Origin of the sequence: Kitasatospora sp. NPDC096077 (genome assembly GCF_040303245.1) — a bacterium.
Classification (GTDB): Bacteria; Actinomycetota; Actinomycetes; order Streptomycetales; family Streptomycetaceae; genus Kitasatospora.
The window spans coordinates 25149-42778 of the sequence record NZ_JBEOSV010000074.1 but is presented as its reverse complement, the minus strand read 5'-3'; the positions used below and the strand labels follow the sequence as shown (position 1 = coordinate 42778).

Sequence of the window (17630 nt, the reverse complement as noted above, 5' to 3'; positions counted from 1 at the left end):
GCCTCGTACTGGACGTACTTGGGCGATTCGGGCGTGCGTCCAGGCGGGATGCCCGGCGTCGCGCGCCCGGCAAGATCGGCCGGACAGGGCCTAGCCGAGGGCGGCGGCCAGCAGGACCGCGGTCCGGGCGACCAGGGGTTCGTCCGCCTTCGCGGCGGGGTCCCGCGGGTTGGTGGTCAGGACCGCGAGGACGACCGGGTCGCCGGCCGGGGTCCAGGCGATGCCGACGTCGTTGGCGGTGCCGTACCCGGTGCCGGTGCCGGTCTTGTCGGCGAGGGTCCAGTCGGCGGGCAGGCCCGCGCGGAGCCGGCGGGCGCCGGTGGTGTTGCCGCGCAGCCAGCCGAGCAGCTGCTCGCGCTTCGCGGGCGGGAGGGCGTGGCCGAGGGTGAGGCGGCGGTACGTCCGGGCGATGGCGTGCGGGCTGGTGGTGTCGGTGGTCCGGTCCGGCTCGGAGGAGTTGAGTTCGGGCTCCCAGCGGTCCAGCCGGGTGGTGCGGTCGCCGAGCGAGCGGCAGAAGCGGGTGATGCCGGTCGGGCCGCCGATCCGCGCCAGCAGCAGGTTTCCGGCGGTGTTGTCGCTGTGGTCGATGGCCGCCTTGCAGAGCTCCCCGATCGTCATGCCGTCGGCCAGGTTGGCCGGCAGGCCGGTGACCGGGGCGCCGCCGGCCCGGTCGATGTCGGCCTGGGTGTAGTGGACGCGCCGGGCGAGGTACTCGCCGTCCCGGTCGAGGTCGCGCAGGACGGCCGCGGCCGCGAGGGTCTTGAAGGTCGAGCACATCGGGAAGAGTTCGTCGGCCCGGTAGCGGACGGTGCGGCCGGTGGCGAGGTTGCGGGCGTGGACGCCGAGCCGGGCGGAGTGCTGCTGTTCGAGTTCGGCGAGCGAGCGCTGGAGGCCGGTGCCGGTGGCCGCCTGAGCGGCCGTGGCGGTCGACGCGGTGACGGCGACGGCCGCCGCCCCGACGCCGAGGGCCAGGACGGCGCGACGGCTGTGCCGGGCTTCCGAAGGCTGAGCGTGCATGGTTCCCCTCTGATCGAATCTCGCGGGCGGGCCGCGTCCTTGATCGGATGGACGCGGCAGCGTTCCCGACGGTTCGTCAGTGGAAGAGGATCCTGCCGCTCAGGGCTTCAGCGCCACGCCCGCGTACCCGGTCGCCTCCGACGGCGGGACGGGCGGGTCGTCGGGGTGGGGCCGCCAGGCCACGGTGGGCACGATGCCGGGGTCGAGGATCGTCCAGCCGTCGAAGAAGCGGGTGAACTCGGCGCGGCTGCGGGCCTGGATCGCGGTGCCGGCGGCCTGGTAGATGCGGACCACCCGGGCGATCTCCTCGGGGTCGAAGTCGGCGCTCAGGTGGGACATCACCAGGGCGCTGCCGGGGGCGAGGGCGGACTTGAGGTGGTCGACCAGCTCGTACGCGCCCCGGTCGTCGGGGACGAAGTGCAGCAGGGCGTTCAGGGAGAGCGCCACCGGGCGGGTGAGGTCGAGGGACTCCCGCAGCTCGGGCGCGGCGAGCAGGCCGGCCGGGTCGGTCACGTCGGCCTCGACGTACGTGGTGCGGCCCTCGGGGGTGCTGGTCAGCAGGGCCTGGGCGTGGGTGAGGACGATCGGGTCGTTGTCGGCGTAGACCACTCGGGCCCGCGGTCGGACGCCCTGCGCGACCTCGTGGAGGTTGGGCGAGGTGGGGATGCCGGTGCCGATGTCGAGGAACTGGTCGATGCCGGACCGGGCGAGGGCGTGGGTCGAGCGGTGCATGAAGGCGCGGTTGGCGCGCGCGGCGGTGCGCACCCAGGGCGCGGTGGCCAGGACGTGGCCGGCGGCCTCGCGGTCGGCGGCGAAGTTGGTGAAACCGCCCAGGTAGTAGTCGTACATCCGGGCCGAGTGCGCCACGTTCAACCGCAGGTCGACCCCGTCGTAGCGGCTCATCGCACTCCCCCTCGGCCTTGCCCGGTACCGTCCGATTGCTGCCCACCGGATCAGGGGGCCAATCGTCGCCCCGTCGAATTTGATCAATCACCGGATCACATGGGATGACAATCTGTATTCGCTTTGCAGCCTGGAGTGACAGGCCTGGTGGAATGAGGATGGGCGCGGACAGCCCGACCCTCGGGTGGCCCGGCGAGCAGCCGACGACCACGGAAAGCAGGCTCGATGACGATCGACAGGGGTTCCCCCGCGCGCGGGTACCGCGGTGGGACGGCGGTGGCGCACGCCGGGACGGCCGGAGCCGAGCGGACGGCGGTGATGGACCCGGGCCAGCGCCTGGACCTCACCTACGCCGCGTTCTGCGAGACCCATGAACCCGCTTGGCACGCCCTCGCGTTGACCCGGATAGGCAGCCAGGCGGACGCCGCGCTGGTGGTCGAGGCGGTCAAGGCCGATCTGGCCCGCTGCTGGCCGCAGGTGCTGCGGTTCGAGGAACCGGCCGCCTACGCCTGGCGGTTGGCGAACCGGCACGTCGGGGACTGGGTGTCGGCCGAGGAGCCGGTCGAGGTGGAGGCGGTCACCTTCGCCGCCGTGATCGGGGCCTTCAAGCAGGTCGCCGACGGGCTGCTGCACAGCGAGGCGGACGAGGTGCGGCTGTACGCGGCGATCCTCGAACTCCCGGACCGGCAGCGGGACGTGGTGATCCTGCGCTATCTGCTGGGTCTGCACGCCAAGGTGATCGCGGCCTACCTGGGCCGGCCGGTGGCCACGGTGCACTCCAACCTCCGGCACGCCCGGGAGCGGTTGGCGCGCCGGCTCGGGGTGGGTGAACTGCCGGACCGGGGAGGAGAATCATGACCACCGAACGGGAGCTCGAACCGGTCGACGGGGCGCGCACGACCGGCGGGGGGCGCGCGGCGCTCCACGTACCCCGACCCGAACGCGTCCACGCCGAACGGATCGCGGCCCTGCGGCAGGCCCGGCTCACCGCCGCCCCGGCCCATCTGCCCACCGAACACGAGCAGGCCGCCTTCGAACTGGGCCTGGTGGTCGCCCTGGTGCTGGGTGCGCCGTGCGCCTCCCGAGGGCTCGACCTGCTGGTCAACGCGCGCCGGATCCAGCCCGAGGGGGCGGAGGTGTTCGGCGCGCTGCTGTACGCGACCGGCAAGGAGGAGGGCGCCGAGTTCTGGTGGCGCTTCGCGGCCGGCTCGGGCAGCGGCACGGCCGCGTACTGCCTCCACCTGCACCACCTGAAGCTCGGCGAGACCGACGACGCCGACTACTGGCGGGCCTGGTCCGAGCAGCTGTCGGCGGCCGAACGGCCCCCCGTGCCACGGACGTTGCGGATGCGGCGACCACTGCTGCCGGAGGACGTGCGACGGGACATCCTCTCCCGGGTGCACCACGGACTGGCACCGCAGCTGCCCCCCGCGCTGGTCGCGGTGATCGATCGGCTGCCGCTCCAGGGCGGGGACGAGGAGGAAGAGGTGCCGAACCCGTGGGGGCTCACCTCCGGGGCCACCTCGGCCTGTTCATGGGAGCCCGCGTCGGCCCACGACGACGAGGACGCGGAGGACGGGACGGACCCGTGGGGGTGAGGTCGGTCCGGCCGCCCCGCGGTCGCACGTTCAGGTGAGCGCGGCGAGCCGGGCGACGGTCTCCGGGTCGCGGCCGCTGCCCGCGCCCAGCCGCTCGCCGTCCGGGCCCCGGTAGTGGATCCGGTAGTGCTGCGGCGCCATCGCGGTGTCCCGGCCGGGCAGCGCGGCGACCACCGCGCGGTGCACGTCGGCGGGCGTGAGGTGGGGGTCGGCGGTGGTCAGGTCGGCGGTCAACCTGCCGTCCTCGACGGCGACTCGGTGACCGGCGGTGGGGTCCAGGGCGGGGTCCAGCACCGCTTCGAGGGCAGCGTCGAGCAGGGCGCGGACGGCCGCCAGGTCGATCCGGGAGCCGTCGACCACCTGCCACTCACCGTCCTCGTGCTTCTCACCGTCGTTCGGCCGCTCCCCGCCGAGCCGGGACCGGCTCGGCGGGCCGGGGGCCTCGGGCAGCTCGGCGAGCGGCACGGGCCCGTCGGCGGCGGCCGCCAGGAGGGTGATCAGCGCGCGGGCGAAGCCCTCGGTCTCCCCCGCGTCGAGCACCTGGGGGCAGGCGACCAGGGCGAAGTCCAGACTCCCGGCGATCCGCAGGATGGTGAACATCAGCCGCACCGGCAGCGGCGGGGCGGGCAGCGGGGTGAGTTCGGGGTCGGCGGCCGGGGCGGGCTGGGCGTCGGCGACGGTGGCCGGGATGGTGAGGCTGAGGTCGTTGACGACCACCTGGCGGGCGAAGCGGGTGCCGCGTACGTGGGCGGCGTCGTCCACCAGCTGCCAGACCTGCTCGGCGTCCAGCACGCTGTGCCAGTAGGCGCTCAGCGACGCGGACTTGGCGCGGCCGATCAGCTGGTCGAGGTCGGCGGTGCCGGTGTCGAGCAGGATCAGGGCGTCCTGGGCGAGGGTGCCGACGTGGTCCAGCAGCGCGGCGCGCTGGCGGTTGGCGGAGAGCGCCGAGACGGCCAGGTCGGTACGGCCGGCCCGGTGCGCGACCAGGGCGGAGAAGGAGGCGAGCAGCACGACGGAGGGGCTGGCGCCGGTGCGGCGGCAGACCGCGGCGAGGTCGGCGGCCGCCGTGCGGGAGCGGACCAGCAGGGCGCCGGGCCCGCGTGGCGGGCCGGTGATCCGGGAGTCGGCGAACACGACCTGCGGGCCGGCGGCCAGGATCCGGGCCCAGTGCCGCAGCGCGCCGGCGGCCCGGCGGCGGCCCTGCGGGCTCTGCTCGGCGGCGGCGATCTGGATCGGGGTCGGTGCGGTGACCGGCGGGAGGTCCTTCCCGGCGGCGAGGGCGTACCAGTCCTGGATCAGCAGCGCGGTGGCGGCACCGTCGGCGCCGGCGTGGCAGACCACGGCGATCAGCCGCCGCAGCCGCTGCCCCTCGGCCAGCAGCGTGAAACGGATCCGCGGGACGACGGTCAGCTCCACCGGGACGGCGACGTCGGCCTGCCCCGACTCGGCGGCCAGGGCGTCGAGTTCCCGCTCGTCCAGGCCGCCCGTCTCGATGACGGTGACCGCGAACCGGCCCTCGCCGTGCACCACTTGACTCTCCGGGAAGGCGTCCGGGCCGGAGCCGGGCGGGAAGGAGGTGCGCAGCGACTCGTGCCGCTCGACCAGCAGGCGCAGGGCGTTCAGGCCGGCGGCGAGCGTGGTGCCGGGCGGGACGGGCCAGACCGACTCCTTGTTGATCTGCTCGGGGGCGTCCCGCCGGATGCACCGGATCATGTTGTCCTGGCCGCGGGTGAGCGGGCCCGAGCCGCCGCTGGTGGCGGTGAAACGGAGGGTGATCCGCCGACCGCTCCGGGGCGGGGCGGACGGACCCGCCTCGGGCGGTACGGCATCGGCGTTGTGGGCAGTCACGTCGTACGTGCCTTTCGGCTCACCGGGGCGGTCTCAGCGGAGAGGTCTCAGCAGGGAGGTCTCAGCGGGCGGGGGTGCGGCCGGACGCCACCGGCGGCCGCCGGTGATCGCCCCTGTCGTCTGATACATCGTCAACTCTGGTTCCATACAAGCATGTTCACTTGAACGGGGCGAACTCCGAGGACGGCCACGGCGGCCCGGTACGGCCCGGGGACGGGCACGTCCGCCAGGCTCACCGGGCCGGTGCCGAGCGGGCCCGGATCGGCGAGCAGCAGCGGGGACGGCCCCGCCACCGACACCCCGAACGCCTGGGTCAGCCGTCCGCCGTAGGCCTTCACGCAGGCCTCCCGGCGACACCACAACTCGGTGAATCGGGTGGACCGTTCGGCGGGATCGGCGGCCTCCGCGACATGGCGCGCCTCCTCGAAGGGGAACCAGCGGGCGGCCATCCGCTCGGCCAACCGGGGCTCGCGCAACGGCTCCACGTCGACGCCGACCGCCCGACCCTCGGCGAGGGCCAGCAGCGCCGACGACCCCGCGGCCGACCAGTTCACCCGCAGTCCGCCCGCCCCGGCCGGCTCCGGCTTGCCGTGCGGACCGTACCGCCAGACCACCTCGGCCGGGCGGCAGCCCAGCCGGGCGGCGACCAGCTCCCGGACCGCGCCGCGCACCACCGTGAACCGGCTGCACCGCGGTTCCTCCGCCCGCTCGGCACGGGCCCGCTCCTCGGCGTCCAGCGTCTCCCGCAGCCGGGCGACCGCATCGGCCGGCTGATCGGCGCCGATCAGCCACAGGTCCAGGCCGGTCACGGCTGGGTCAGGGTGCTCAGCACCCCGAGCCGACGGTCCGCCCCGGTGACCCGCAGCGGCCGTCGCTCCACCCGCCCCCCGGGCAGCTGCTCGGCGAGCCGTGCCCACAGACCGGTGAACGGCTGCGCGAGCGACCCGCCGTGGTCGTCGGCGGTCGAGTCCAGGACCACGGCCCCGGGCCCCGGTTCCGCCGCCCGGTCCGACACCTGCGACTCCGGCCGGTCGGGGCCGCGCCACTGGTGCACCACCAGCCCGGGGCCCGGCGCCTCCTCGCAGACCAGCACCACCGCGGCGTGCCGCTGCGGCATCGCCACCGGTTCGGGTGGCTCGTAGTGCAGTGCGGTCTGCTCGGCGAGCACCACCACCGCCCGGCGGCAGGCGCCGGCCCGCTGGTACTCGGCGGCCAGCCGCAGCGCGGTGAAGGCCGCCGCGGTGCCCTGGTCGCAGACCGCGAAGGCCAGCGGCTCGCCGGGGACGGACCGGCTGAGCGCGAGCGAGGACGGTGCGCCGGGGCGCACGTCCGGGGTGTCGAAGGCGAGGATCAGCAGGTCCACCGGCTCGTCCTCGGCCAGCGCCTCGCCCAGGAGCCCGGCGGCCAGCTCCTCGTAGGAGTGTCCGACGCCCTCGCGCAACAGGTCCTCGCGCAGCGGCAGGCCGTACGGGCGGACCAGGTCGGAGACGAAGACCCGCAGGTCGGGGTCGAGAGAGGTCTCCGAGCGGCCGTCGGAGCAGCGGGCCAGGACCCGGGCGATCCGCAGGCCGGCCGGACCGGGGGTACCGGGCGAACCGGGAGGGCCGACGCGCCCGGGGGAACCGGCGGGCACCCGGTCAGTCCTCGGCGATGAGGTGCCCGGCGACGTAGTCGGCCAGCTTGGTGACCGAGCGCAGGTCGTCCTCGGTGATCTGCTCGACGTCCACCTGGATGTCGAGCGACTCCTCCAGTTCCAGGATGAGTTCGATGGTCCCGGCCGAGGTCAGGCCGAGGTCGTCGAACAGGCAGGCGTCCGCAGGGATCTCGGGCAGCTCGCGCTTGAGCACGCGCGGCAGGAGTTCGCCGATGCCGTGCAGGATGCGCTCGCGCAGCTCGGGGTCAGTGGTCTGGACCACGGGTTCTGGCATGGGTGTCCCGTCCCGTCGTGCGTGGAAGTGTGCGAAGTGAACGAACTGCGAAGTGAACGAAGTGCAAGTGAATGACGTGCGAGGTGGCCGGAGTGCGAAGTGTGCTCTGGGATGACTACGGGGGAAGTGCGCTCCGGGGTTCGAGCGCTCGGGGCGACGGACGCGGCACCGACGGTACGTCAGTACTGCATCACCATCGCGGAGAAGGTCGCGCCGACGCCGGCGGCGGCGATCAGGTAGTGATCGCCGGGACGGATCAGCCCCCGCGTGGTGGCGGTGTGAAGATTGATGAGGCCGTCCGCAGCGAAACTGTGCCCGACCGACAGCACGTTGTCCAGCACCACCTTGTCGAGCGGATAGCCGATCCGGCGCGCCGTCATCCGCCAGGAGGCCTGGTTGACGTTGTGCGGAAGCACCGCGGCCAGCTCGGAGAGGTCCAGACCGGCCTGGTGGAGCGCCGCCTCGATCGCCTCCACCATCACGTTCGGATACTCGCGCTGGTAGCGGGCGAGCAGCTCCGCGTCCTCGGCCAGCCGGCCGTCGAACTCCGGGCGCTGGCGCACCGCGAAGGAGCGCACCCGGTGCCGCGGGCCGTCCGCGCTGACCAGGCAGGCGGCGGCACCCTCGGCGAAGATGCCGGTCTCGGGCACCAGCTGGGCGTCCTTGGTGAAGGTCTTCTCCCCGGCCAGCACCAGCGCGAGCGCCCGCGGGTCGGGGTCGGCGGCGAGCAGGCGGCCCGCCAGGTCGATGGCCAACAGGCCTACCGCGCAGGCGTGGTGGGTCACGGTGAAGGCGTTCGCGTGCGCCAGGCCGCGCGCGGCGAGCACCTCGTGCAGGGGGTTGAGCGGGTAGGGCACGGCCACCGGCATGCTGCGGGCGTGGATCACGAAACGGACGTGTTCCTCGCGTCCGCGCAGTTCCGGCAGGTTGTCCAGGGTGGCGTGGAGCAGGTCGGGCAGCGTCCCGGTCGGATCCAGTCGTAGCTGGTCCAGGCCGTGGAAGCGGCGGAAGAGACGGAGTTGACGTGGGGTCAGGCCGATGCGCTCGCCCACCGCCTCGATGGGCACGGCGTGTGGGGGGAGGTGAACGGCCACTGCCTCCAGTGCGGTCACGCGGGCTAGTATTCCGACGCCCGCCTGGTCGCACAAGTGATCTCGGGCCCTTCTCCTGCGCGCCGCCCCGGGCCCGCCGCCACCGTCGCCTTCGCACCCCGGGCCGCCGCGCACCCACTCCGCACCGTTGACCGGACGGGAGAACCCCTTGTCGGACCGTGAATCGCCGGCCTTTGAACCGCAGACCTTTGAACCACCCGGCCCCGAACGCCCGTTGAACCGGGCACTGACCGCACTGCTGGCCGAGGTGGCCGGTGCGCCGCCCGGCTGGGAGCAGCGGCTGACCCCGGACGCCCGGCTGGACGGCGACCTGCTGCTGGACGAGTCCGAGCTCGCCGAGCTCGCCGTCCGACTGTCCGAACGCTTCGGCCCGGCCGTCGACCTGGCCGGGCTGCGGGCCGGCCTGGACCTGGCCGGGCTGGAGGCGCTGACCGTCGCCGACGTCCAGGCCCTGCTTCCCGGGCTTCCCGACCTTCCCGAGCTTCCCGAACGTTCCGAGGAGGATCGCCGATGACCCGGTTCCTGCTGGTGATGCCGCCGCTCACCGGACACGTCAACCCGGCCGCGGGCATCGCCGCCGAGCTCACCGCGCGCGGCCACGACGTCGCCTGGACCGGCACGGAGTCGGTGCTGCGGCCGCTGCTCGGCCCGGACGCCCGGGTGCTCGGCACCGGCACCAGGGCGTTCCGCGCGCAGGGCGGACACGGCCTGGCCGCGCTGCGCTCGCTCTGGGAGGGCTTCATCGTCCCGTACGCGCGGTTCACCGCGAAGCCGCTGGACACCGTCGTGCGCGAGTGGCGGCCGGACGTACTGCTGGTCGACCAGCACACCCCGGCGGGCGCGCTGGTCGCGCACCGGCACGGACTGCCGTGGGCGGGCTTCGCGCCCGGGGCGATGGAACTGGGCCGCCCGTACCGGGCGTTGCCGCAGGTCGAGGCGTGGATGACCGGGCTGTTGCGCGGGCTCTGGGAACGGGCCCGGCTGCCCGCCGAGGAGTACCTGGACCCGCGCTTCTCCCCCGCCCTGCTGCTGGCCACCACCGGGCCGGCGCTGACCGGCGCCACCCCGCCGGCGCACCACGCGCTGGTCGGTCCGGTGCTCTCGCCCCGGCCGCACGACCCGGACTTCCCCTGGCACCGGCTGCTGCCGGGACGGCGGCGGGTCCTGGTCACCATGGGCACGCTGGCCGACGGGCTGGGCGCGGACTTCCTGGCCCGGGCGGTCCGGGCGCTGGAGCTGTGCGGCCCGCAGCTGCAGCCGGTGTTCGCGGCGCCGCGCGCGCTGCTGCCCGAACCGCCCCCGCACGCCGTGGTGGTGGACCGGGCGCCGGTGCTGGAGCTGCTGGCGCGCGGCGAGGTGGACGCGGTGCTCTGCCACGGCGGGATGAACACCGTGGGCGAGGCGCTGGCGCACGGGGTGCCGCTGGTGACCGCGCCGATCCGGCACGACCAGCCGTTCGTCGCCGCGCAGCTGGCGGCGGCCGGGGCGGGCCTGCGGGTGCCGTTCGCCCGGGTGACGCCCGAGCGGCTGGCGGCGGCGCTGACCGCCGTGGTGGAGTCAACGGACCACCGGGCCCGGGCGGTTCAGCTCGGCCGGGAGCTGCTGGCGGGCGGCGGGGCGCGCACCGCGGCGGACCGGCTGGAGGCGCTGGCCCGGTGACCGCCGGCCCGTCGGCCCGGCCGGGCCGCTGACTCGCCGACCCACCGACCGTCCCTTAGCAGATCGACCGAGCGCACGTCCATTGGTCTAGGCCATTGCCTCCGGGCCTGGTCCGCCCTAGGGTGTCGCAGCAGCACCGCCTTCGCAGGTGCCGAGCCCGCCCTGTCTCCGGGTGCCGTGGCAGCCCATCCCCGTACGGGAGTTCCGGTTGATCGAGACCACGGGACTGCGCAAGTCCTACCGCAAGAAGACCTCCCGCCGGAGCGGCGGGGACGCCGGTGTCGACGCCGTCCGCGGCATCGACCTGTCCGTCGACGCCGGGGAGATCTACGGCTTCCTCGGCCCCAACGGGGCCGGGAAGACCACCACCCTGCGCATGCTGGCGACCCTGATCCGCCCGGACGGCGGCCGGGCCGTCATCGCCGGGGCCGACCTGTTCCAGGACCCGGCCGGGGTCCGCCGCCGGATCGGCTACGTCGCCCAGGGCGGCGGCACCACCGACCAGGTCAGCGCCCGCGAGGAACTGGTCCTCCAGGCCCGGCTGTACGGCGCCGGCAAGGCGGCGGCCGGTCAGGACGCCGCCGACGCGCTCAAGGCCTTCGACCTGGGCGAGTTCGGCGACCGGCCGTGCGCCACCTACTCCGGCGGCCAGCGCCGCCGGGTGGACATCGCCCTCGGAGTGATCCACCGCCCGCAGGTGCTGTTCCTGGACGAGCCCACGGTCGGGCTGGACCCGGCCAGCCGGGCGTACGTCTGGGAGGAGATCCGCCGGCTGCGCACCGAGGGCATGACGGTGGTCGTCACCACCCACTACCTGGACGAGGCCGACGCACTCTGCGACCGGGTCGCCATCGTCGACCACGGCCAGGTGGTGGCCGAGGGCACGCCCGAGGCGCTCAAGCGCGAGATCTCCGGCGACGTCGTGCTGCTCGGGCTCGTCCCGGGCGAGTCCGTCGCCGAACGTGCCGCCGAGGTGCTGCGCCCCGAACCGTACCTGCACCGGCTGGAGCCGAACGGTGAGGAGGGCCTGCGGCTGTACCTGGAGGACGGCGCGGCCGCCATCCCCCGCCTGCTGCGCGCCCTGGACGCGGCGGGCGTCACGCCCGGCACCGTCCAGCTCCAACGGCCCAGCCTGGACGACGTGTTCCTGGCCCGCACCGGCCGCTCGCTGCAGCAGTCCTGACCGACCTCCCTGGGGATACCGTGAAGCTCGCCCGTGACACCTGGCTGGTCTTCCAGCGCCAGCTGCTGCTCATGATCCGCACCCCGATCTGGATCGCCGTCGGCGTCATCCAGCCGCTGTTCTACCTCCTCCTGTTCGCCCCGCTGCTGCGGAAGGTGCTCGCCCCCGAGGGTGCGCTCAGCTACGCCGACGCCTACCAGGTGTACGTGCCGGGCCTGTTGGCGGTGCTGTGCATCTTCGGCGGACTGTTCACCGGATTCAGCCTGCTCGGCGAGCTGAAGGCCGGGATCATCGAGCGCGCCCGGGTCACCCCGGTCAGCCGGCTGGCACTGCTGCTGGGGCGCGCGCTGCGGGAGATGGTGGCGCTGCTGGTGCAGGCCGTGCTGATCACCCTGATCGCGCTGCCGTTCGGCCTGCGGGTCAACCCGCTGAACCTGCTGCTGGCCTACCTGCTGCTGGGCCTGCTGGCGCTGATGACCTCGGCGATCTCCTTCGGCATCGCGCTGATGGTGCCCACCGACGCGGCGATGTCGCCGGTGGTGAACACCATCGCCCAGCCGATCGCGCTGCTCTCCGGGGTCCTGCTGCCGCTCACCCTGGCGCCGGACTGGCTGCGGCAGCTGGCCAGGTGGAACCCCTTCTACTGGGCGGTGGAGGGCATGCGCGCGCTGTTCTCCGGGCACGCCGGGGCCGCGGTGGTCTGGCAGGGGATGCTGGTGGTCGTGCTGATGACCGCGCTGGCGGTGTACTGGTCGGCCCGGCTGTTCTCGACCCGGGTGCGGTAGCGGGCGCGGGTGCGGGTGCGGTAGCAGTAGCGCCCGACGGCAGGGGCCCGGCTCGTGACGGCGAGCCGGGCCCCTGTGCTGCCTTTGCCGATTCCCCGCAGCAGGGTTGGGGGAAGGTCATCGCGCCCGGCGGCAGGTCACCACAGCGCCTCCCGCAGCCGGGCGGCGGCGTGGGCCTGGGCCTCGCCGGCGGCGTCCAGGGTGCCGGTCATCGCGAAGAAGCCGTGCGGGACGCCGGGGTAGCGGCGCAGGTCGACCGGCACGCCGGCCGCGCGCAGCGCCTCGGCGTACTGTTCGCCCTCGTCCCGCAGCGGGTCGTACTCGGCGGTGAGGACGGTCGCGGGCGGCAGGCCGGAGAGGTCGGCGGCGCGCAGCGGGGAGGCGTACGGGTCTGCGCCGTCGGCCGGGTCGGCCAGGTAGTGGCCCCAGTACCAGGCGACCGAGCGGCGGTTGAACCACAGCGGGTCGTCGTGCTCGCGCAGCGACGGGGTGTCCGCGCCGTGGTCGGTGTTGGGGTAGACCAGCAGCTGGTGGCGCAGGGCCGGGCCGCCCTCGGTGCGCAGCAGCAGGGTCAGGGCCGCGCCGAGGTTGCCGCCGGCGCTGTCGCCGCCGACCGCGATCCGGGTCGGGTCGATGCCGAACTCTTCGGCGCGGGCGACGAGTTGGTCGAGCGCGGCGCGGCAGTCGTGCAGCGCGGCGGGGAAGGGGTGTTCGGGGGCGAGCCGGTAGCCGACGGCGGCGGTGACGCAGCCGACGGCGTTGGTGAGGCGGCGGCAGAGCGCGTCGCCGGTGTCGATCGAGCCGAGGGTCCAGCCGCCGCCGAACAGGTAGAGCAGGGCGGGCAGTCGGCGGCCGGGCGGTTCGGGCCGGTACAGCCGCAGGGTGAGGTCCCCGGCGGGGCCGGGGATGCGGTGCTCCTCGACGGCGGCGACCGGTTCGGGGGTGCCGGCCGCGGCGCGGATGTCGGCGAGGTCGGCGGCGCGGGCCTCGGCGAGGGTGAGGGTGTAGAGCGGCGGCGCGCCGCTGCGCGCGCGGTGGGCGCGCAGGGCCTCGGCCTGGGGGTGCAGGGGCATGGGCGGTGGTCCGTTCGAGGGCTCGGCGGGGGTGCGACGGGGCTTCAACGGGGGGCTTCGGCGGCGCCTCGGGGAGTGCCGGACGGGCTTCAGCGGTCGGCCTCGACGTAGACGGTCTCGTCGGTGCGGAAGGCCGTGTCGAGGTCGGCGACGTCCGGGCGGAGGCCCTGGCGGTAGGCGCAGTGCCGGATCTGCTCGGCGGTGAACCCGGCCAGGGTGAGGACGTGCCGCAGCTCGTCCAGGTCGTAGATCCACTGGTGGCCGTAGTACCGGAAGATCTGGTTGACCAGGAAGGCCGGCCGGGCGGGCATCGGCGGGCCGAAGCCGAGGGTGGTGAGGCGGCGGCGGTGCTTGGCCAGGAAGCCGTCACCGGTGGCGTAGCCGACCAGGTAGCGGGCCAGGTCGGGGGTGGTGAGGCGGAGCACGCCGCCGGGGCGCAGGATCCGGCGGGCCTCGCGCAGCCAGCCGACCGCGACCGGCAGGGTGACGTGCTCGATCAGGTGCTCGGCGTAGACCCAGTCGACGCTGGCGTCGGCGAAGGGCAGCGGGCGGGCGATGTCCAGCTGGGTGAACCAGCGGTCGCCGTCGACCCGGTAGAGGGTGCCGGGTTCGGTGGCCGCGTCCGGGCCGCGCAGGGTGGCCAGGTCGGTGCCGAGCCCTTCCGGGTGGGCGGTCCGGAAGGCTGCGAACTCGATTCCGGTGATGCCGAGTTGGCGCAGCCCGGCATGGTCGTGCGGCAGGTCGCCGGGGTGGGCTTCGAGTGCGTCGCAGGTCGCGACCTGGGCGCTGAACGCGTCCAGACGGGTCTCCAGTCCCTCCGGGTCGTCCCAGTTCCAGCCGGGGAAGCGGTCGTTCGGTTCGGTCATCGGTGCTCCTACTCGGGGAACGTGGGGTGGTCGGCGCGCGGTTCAGCGGACCGGACCGGGCCGGGCGCGCGGGCGCGGTGCATGGTGCCCGAACACCGGCCGGTTCGCCGCCGGGGTGCGTTCCGCGCCGCGGCAGACTTCACCGAAGTCCCGGATTTCCGGCGGGAGTCGGTCGCGCGCCACAGGTTCGTTCCCGGTCGACATGGGTGCGCCCACGGGCAGCCTTCCGCCCCGGGCGGCCACGCGCGGGCCAGTCCTGGTTCGGCAGCGTAGGAGCAACGACCACATTGGTATAGACCTTGATTTGACCAAACGTCTGTGCCATGGTCTGGCAACGGAATTGACCGTATTGGCTGTGAGTGACGCCCATTGCGTCCATGTCAAATCCCCTCACTTGTTGTGGAGCCGCGTTGACCGGCTTTTCCCGCTTTTCACTTCCGCTTTCCGCACCGCCGCACGCCGACGCCCCGGAGCACTGGGTCGACCGGTCGCTGCTGGCCGGTCCGGGCGGCGAGGAGTGCCTGCACTTCGGCACACCGCTCGACCGGGACGCCCTGCGCGCCCTGGTCGAGGAGCAGTCCGTCCAGCTGGCGGCCGCCGGGCTCGGCCCGGGCGGTACCGCGGCGCTGCGACTGCCGCCCTCGGTGGCGTTCGTCGCCGTGCTGCTGGCCTGCTGGCGGCTCGGCGCCCAAGTCGCCCTGCTCGACCACCGGTTGACCGACCACGAGGTGGACGCGGCGGTGGCCCGACTGGCTCCGCAGGTGCTGGTAGGCTCCGCCCACCGGCCCGCCGCGGCGCTGCGCGGCTTCTCCGAGGTCGAGCCGGTGGCCGTCCCGCTGGCGGACGGCCGACCGGCCCGCACCGGGCACGCGCTGATCCAGCTCAGCTCCGGCTCCACCGGACCGGCCAAGGTCATCGCCCGCACCGCCGGCGACCTGCTCCGCGAACTCGACTGCTACCGCAGGCTGCCGGAGTTCCCCGGCGAGGGCGAGCGGGTCGTGCTGCTGTCCTCGGTGGTGCACGTGCTCGGACTGGTCGGCGGGCTGCTCAACGGCCTGCACGCCCGGGCCGCGCTCACCGTCCCGGAACGGATGACCGCCGCCGGGATCCTCGCCGCGGTCGGCGCGAGCACGCTGCCGACCACCCTCGTCGGAGTGCCCTTCCACGCCGAACTGCTGGCGGGGACGGTCGCTCCCCCACCGCTGCCGCACCTGCGCCGGATGATCGTGGCCGGCGAACTCGTCCGCCCGGGCCTGCCCGCACTGTTCACCGAACGGTACGGCGTCCCGCTCGGCACCATGTACGGCATGACCGAGACCGGGGTCATCGCCACCGACCTCGACGGCACCCTGCACCCGGCCAAGCGCCCCGTCCACGGCATGCGGACGCGGCTGGTCGCGGGCGAGCTGCAGCTCGGCGCGGCGGCCTCCCCGTACCCGGGGCTGGACGATCCGAGCCGCTGGGCGGACGGCTGGCTGCACACCCGGGACGCCGCCGCCCTGGACCCGGGGACCGGGCTGGTCACCGTGCTCGGCCGGCTCGACTCCCAGGTCTCGATCGGCGGGCTGAAGGTCGACCTCACCGAGGTCGAGCAGACCCTCGGCGCGCTGCCCGAGGTCCGCGAGGCCGTGGTGGTCTTCGACGGCGAGGCCGTCGAGGCCTACCTGGCCGTCCAGCCCGGGGCCGAACCCGCCCTGGTCCAGGCCGGGTTGGCCCGCCGACTGGCCGCCTACAAGCGGCCGCGCCGGCTGGTCGTGCTGCCCGCCCTCCCCCGCACCGCCACCGGAAAGCTGCTGCGCGACCCGGCCGCCCTGCGCGCCACCGCCGCGACCGCGGCGGCCACCGTGCGCTGACCGGGCGCACCGCCGGCCGACCGTGCCACCCGCCCGACACCCGCCCGACCCCCCGACAAGGAGCCCACCACCATGCAGGACCGCATCCGCGCCTTCGTCCTGGCCGCCCTCACCGAGATGCAGTACGACGTCTCCGAGGTCACCGGGGACACCGACCTCGGCCCGGCCGGGCTGGACCTCGAATCGCTCGCCCTGGCCGAGCTCTCGGTGCAGGTCGAGGACGAGTTCGGGATCAAGTTCGACCTGGACGAGATGGAGACCACCGCGATGATGACGCTGGACGAGTTCACCGCCGACGTCGTCAAGCGGATCGACGCCCTCCCCGCGACCGCCGGCAGCGCGGCGTGACCGACCCGGCCCGCCCCACCGAGCACCCGGCCGACACCCGCACGGACCCGGCCGACGGCCTGCCCGACCGGGCCGCGGTGCTGACCATGCTGGCGGCGTTCGGGCAGCGCGCCGCCGACACCGTGCCCGAGGACCTCGGCTCGCTCGAACTCACCTGGCTGATCGCCGAGTTCGAACAGCGCTACGGCCTCCAGCTGGACCTGGACGACGACCGCTTCGGCGCCGTACGGACCGTCGACGAGGCGACCGAACTGCTGCGCGCGGCAGTGCTCGCCGACCGCGCCGGGGCCCGGCCGTGACCGGCGCCGGTCCTCCCGCCGGACAGCACGCCGTCGCGGCGGTGGTCACCGGCGTCGGCGTGCTCAGCGCCGCCGGACGAGGGCTCGCCGCACTGACCGAGGCCGCCGCCCACGGCAAGGCCGCGTTCGGCGAGGTGACCCGCTTCAACGTCAGCGGCCGCCGCACCACCCGGGCCGCCCTGCTGCCCGAGGGCGTGCCGCTCGCCAGCACCTTCCCGCTCGCCCGGGCCGTGCTCGACGCGATCGGCCAGGCCTGCCGCCAGGCCGGGCTGACCGCCGCCGAGGGCGCCGCGATGCCCGTCCTGCTCGCCCTGCACAGCGACGAGCGCACCCGTGCCACCGCCGCCGCGGTGGCCGCCGGGGTCCGCGCGGACCGGGGTGCGCCGGGCGTCACCCGGGTGTACACCGGGGCCTGCGTGGCGGCCGCGACCGCCGTCGCCGACGCGGCCGCCCTGGTCGCCGCCGGCCGCCACGAGCGGATCCTGGTCGCGGCCGGGCACCTGGTCGAACCCGGGGTGTTCGCCGTCTTCGACGCCGGACGCGCCCTGGCCCGGGACGGCGAACTGCGCCCGTTCAGCGCCGGCCGCACCGGCACCCTGCTCGGCGACGCGGCCGTCGCAGTCCTGGTCGAGTCGGCCCCGGCCGCCGCCCGCCGCGCCGCGCCCGCGCTCGCCCGGCTGGCCGGCTGGGGCCGGACCGGGGACGCCCACCACGTGTGCCGTCCGGAGCCGGAGGGCACCGGGGTGACCCGGGCGATCGAGGCCGCACTCGACCGCGCGGGCCTCGCCCCCGCCGAGGTCGACTACGTCAACGCCAACGGAACCGGCTCCACCCTGGCCGACCACGCCGAAGCCACCGCCCTGCACCGGGTGTTCGGCCCGCACGCCGCCCGACTCCCGGTCAGCTCCAGCAAGTCTGTGCACGGCCACGCCCTGGAGGCCTCCGCCCTGCTCGAACTCGCCGTCACCATCGGCGCGTTGGACACCGGACTGCTCCCGGTCAACGCCGGCTGGCTCGGCCCCGACCCGGCCGTCGAGCTGGACCTCGTGCTGGACGGCCCGCACACCGCCCGCCCACGCCACGCGCTCAGCCTCAACTCCGCCTTCGGCGGCGCCAACACCGCCCTGCTCCTGGCCGCCGCCTGACCCGGACACCCAC

19 protein-coding genes are annotated in these 17630 nt (G+C 74.8%); 10 read left to right on the top strand and 9 right to left on the bottom strand.

Annotated elements, in window-relative coordinates:
• Nucleotides 1-90 precede the first annotated feature (90 nt).
• Together bla and ABTZ03_RS37470 are read right to left on the bottom strand one after the other, a co-directional pair.
• A complete protein-coding gene (gene bla, locus ABTZ03_RS37475; RefSeq protein ID WP_350517670.1) occupies nucleotides 91-1017 on the bottom strand; it encodes a class A beta-lactamase in 927 nt (308 codons plus the stop codon).
• Between the two features lie 99 nt (nucleotides 1018-1116).
• Nucleotides 1117-1920: an SAM-dependent methyltransferase gene (locus ABTZ03_RS37470; protein WP_350517669.1), complete on the bottom strand. Its 804-nt coding sequence runs from the start codon at nucleotides 1918-1920 to the stop codon at nucleotides 1117-1119.
• 225 nt (nucleotides 1921-2145) lie between these two features.
• Here ABTZ03_RS37470 and ABTZ03_RS37465 point away from each other — a divergent pair, with 225 nt between their 5' ends.
• Both ABTZ03_RS37465 and ABTZ03_RS37460 read left to right on the top strand, forming a co-directional pair.
• A complete protein-coding gene (locus ABTZ03_RS37465) occupies nucleotides 2146-2778 on the top strand; it encodes an RNA polymerase sigma factor (RefSeq protein WP_350517668.1) in 633 nt (210 codons plus the stop codon).
• The gene (locus ABTZ03_RS37460; RefSeq protein WP_350517667.1) at nucleotides 2775-3518 is read left to right on the top strand and encodes a hypothetical protein; all 744 of its coding nucleotides are present in this window, start codon (nucleotides 2775-2777) and stop codon (nucleotides 3516-3518) included. Before ABTZ03_RS37465 ends, ABTZ03_RS37460 begins: the two co-directional genes overlap by 4 nt.
• A 30-nt stretch (nucleotides 3519-3548) precedes the next feature.
• On the opposite strand, the gene ABTZ03_RS37455 is transcribed toward ABTZ03_RS37460, so the two are convergent.
• The 5 genes from ABTZ03_RS37455 to ABTZ03_RS37435 all read right to left on the bottom strand — a co-directional run bounded on the left by ABTZ03_RS37455 (nucleotide 3549) and on the right by ABTZ03_RS37435 (nucleotide 8406).
• A complete protein-coding gene (locus ABTZ03_RS37455) occupies nucleotides 3549-5366 on the bottom strand; it encodes a condensation domain-containing protein (RefSeq protein WP_350517666.1) in 1818 nt (605 codons plus the stop codon).
• A gap of 131 nt (nucleotides 5367-5497) precedes the next feature.
• Nucleotides 5498-6175 carry a 4'-phosphopantetheinyl transferase family protein gene (locus tag ABTZ03_RS37450; protein WP_350517665.1) on the bottom strand — a complete coding sequence of 226 codons (678 nt, stop codon included), beginning with the start codon at nucleotides 6173-6175 and terminating at the stop codon, nucleotides 5498-5500.
• Nucleotides 6172-6999 (bottom strand): beta-ketoacyl-[acyl-carrier-protein] synthase family protein, encoded by an 828-nt coding sequence (locus tag ABTZ03_RS37445; protein WP_350517664.1) that lies wholly within the window; start codon nucleotides 6997-6999, stop codon nucleotides 6172-6174. Before ABTZ03_RS37445 ends, ABTZ03_RS37450 begins: the two co-directional genes overlap by 4 nt.
• A 4-nt stretch (nucleotides 7000-7003) precedes the next feature.
• Complete coding sequence (locus ABTZ03_RS37440; RefSeq protein WP_350517663.1) at nucleotides 7004-7294, bottom strand: phosphopantetheine-binding protein; 291 nt, start codon at nucleotides 7292-7294, stop codon at nucleotides 7004-7006.
• Nucleotides 7295-7473: 179 nt separating this feature from the next.
• Nucleotides 7474-8406, bottom strand: coding sequence for a 3-oxoacyl-[acyl-carrier-protein] synthase III C-terminal domain-containing protein (locus ABTZ03_RS37435; RefSeq protein ID WP_350517662.1), 933 nt, complete (start codon nucleotides 8404-8406; stop codon nucleotides 7474-7476).
• A gap of 214 nt (nucleotides 8407-8620) precedes the next feature.
• Here ABTZ03_RS37435 and ABTZ03_RS37430 point away from each other — a divergent pair, with 214 nt between their 5' ends.
• The 4 genes from ABTZ03_RS37430 (at nucleotide 8621) to ABTZ03_RS37415 (ending at nucleotide 12033) form a co-directional block, all read left to right on the top strand.
• Nucleotides 8621-8920, top strand: a complete 300-nt coding sequence (locus tag ABTZ03_RS37430; RefSeq protein WP_350517661.1) for a hypothetical protein — start codon at nucleotides 8621-8623, stop codon at nucleotides 8918-8920.
• Complete coding sequence (locus tag ABTZ03_RS37425) at nucleotides 8917-10065, top strand: glycosyltransferase (RefSeq protein WP_350517660.1); 1149 nt, start codon at nucleotides 8917-8919, stop codon at nucleotides 10063-10065. Before ABTZ03_RS37430 ends, ABTZ03_RS37425 begins: the two co-directional genes overlap by 4 nt.
• A gap of 208 nt (nucleotides 10066-10273) precedes the next feature.
• The gene (locus tag ABTZ03_RS37420; protein WP_350517659.1) at nucleotides 10274-11248 is read left to right on the top strand and encodes an ATP-binding cassette domain-containing protein; all 975 of its coding nucleotides are present in this window, start codon (nucleotides 10274-10276) and stop codon (nucleotides 11246-11248) included.
• A gap of 20 nt (nucleotides 11249-11268) precedes the next feature.
• On the top strand, nucleotides 11269-12033 hold the full coding sequence (locus ABTZ03_RS37415; protein ID WP_350517658.1) for an ABC transporter permease: 765 nt from the start codon (nucleotides 11269-11271) through the stop codon (nucleotides 12031-12033).
• A gap of 137 nt (nucleotides 12034-12170) precedes the next feature.
• On the opposite strand, the gene lipP1 is transcribed toward ABTZ03_RS37415, so the two are convergent.
• Both lipP1 and ABTZ03_RS37405 read right to left on the bottom strand, forming a co-directional pair.
• Nucleotides 12171-13106, bottom strand: a complete 936-nt coding sequence (gene lipP1, locus ABTZ03_RS37410) for a LipP1 family hormone-sensitive lipase (RefSeq protein ID WP_350517657.1) — start codon at nucleotides 13104-13106, stop codon at nucleotides 12171-12173.
• 89 nt (nucleotides 13107-13195) lie between these two features.
• Nucleotides 13196-13972, bottom strand: coding sequence for a class I SAM-dependent methyltransferase (locus ABTZ03_RS37405; RefSeq protein WP_350517656.1), 777 nt, complete (start codon nucleotides 13970-13972; stop codon nucleotides 13196-13198).
• Between the two features lie 410 nt (nucleotides 13973-14382).
• On the opposite strand from ABTZ03_RS37405, the gene ABTZ03_RS37400 reads away from it, so the two are divergent.
• From ABTZ03_RS37400 to ABTZ03_RS37385, 4 genes are all read left to right on the top strand, one after another.
• Nucleotides 14383-15825 carry a class I adenylate-forming enzyme family protein gene (locus ABTZ03_RS37400; protein WP_350517655.1) on the top strand — a complete coding sequence of 481 codons (1443 nt, stop codon included), beginning with the start codon at nucleotides 14383-14385 and terminating at the stop codon, nucleotides 15823-15825.
• 72 nt (nucleotides 15826-15897) lie between these two features.
• Nucleotides 15898-16173, top strand: a complete 276-nt coding sequence (locus tag ABTZ03_RS37395; RefSeq protein ID WP_188304079.1) for an acyl carrier protein — start codon at nucleotides 15898-15900, stop codon at nucleotides 16171-16173.
• Nucleotides 16170-16472 carry an acyl carrier protein gene (locus tag ABTZ03_RS37390; protein WP_350517654.1) on the top strand — a complete coding sequence of 101 codons (303 nt, stop codon included), beginning with the start codon at nucleotides 16170-16172 and terminating at the stop codon, nucleotides 16470-16472. The genes ABTZ03_RS37395 and ABTZ03_RS37390 overlap by 4 nt, the downstream gene beginning before the upstream one ends.
• Nucleotides 16469-17617, top strand: coding sequence for a beta-ketoacyl synthase N-terminal-like domain-containing protein (locus ABTZ03_RS37385; protein ID WP_350517653.1), 1149 nt, complete (start codon nucleotides 16469-16471; stop codon nucleotides 17615-17617). The genes ABTZ03_RS37390 and ABTZ03_RS37385 overlap by 4 nt, the downstream gene beginning before the upstream one ends.
• Nucleotides 17618-17630 lie beyond the last annotated feature (13 nt).

Bases quoted from the DNA above. Each gene is read 5' to 3' on its own strand.
- bla (WP_350517670.1), bottom strand. From the start codon at position 1,017: ATGCACGCTCAGCCTTCGGAAGCCCGGCACAGCCGTCGCGCCGTCCTG.
- ABTZ03_RS37470 (WP_350517669.1), bottom strand. From the start codon at position 1,920: ATGAGCCGCTACGACGGGGTCGACCTGCGGTTGAACGTGGCGCACTCG.
- ABTZ03_RS37465 (WP_350517668.1), top strand. From the start codon at position 2,146: ATGACGATCGACAGGGGTTCCCCCGCGCGCGGGTACCGCGGTGGGACG.
- ABTZ03_RS37460 (WP_350517667.1), top strand. From the start codon at position 2,775: ATGACCACCGAACGGGAGCTCGAACCGGTCGACGGGGCGCGCACGACC.
- ABTZ03_RS37440 (WP_350517663.1), bottom strand. From the start codon at position 7,294: ATGCCAGAACCCGTGGTCCAGACCACTGACCCCGAGCTGCGCGAGCGC.
- ABTZ03_RS37425 (WP_350517660.1), top strand. From the start codon at position 8,917: ATGACCCGGTTCCTGCTGGTGATGCCGCCGCTCACCGGACACGTCAAC.
- lipP1 (WP_350517657.1), bottom strand. From the start codon at position 13,106: ATGCCCCTGCACCCCCAGGCCGAGGCCCTGCGCGCCCACCGCGCGCGC.
- ABTZ03_RS37405 (WP_350517656.1), bottom strand. From the start codon at position 13,972: ATGACCGAACCGAACGACCGCTTCCCCGGCTGGAACTGGGACGACCCG.
- ABTZ03_RS37395 (WP_188304079.1), top strand. From the start codon at position 15,898: ATGCAGGACCGCATCCGCGCCTTCGTCCTGGCCGCCCTCACCGAGATG.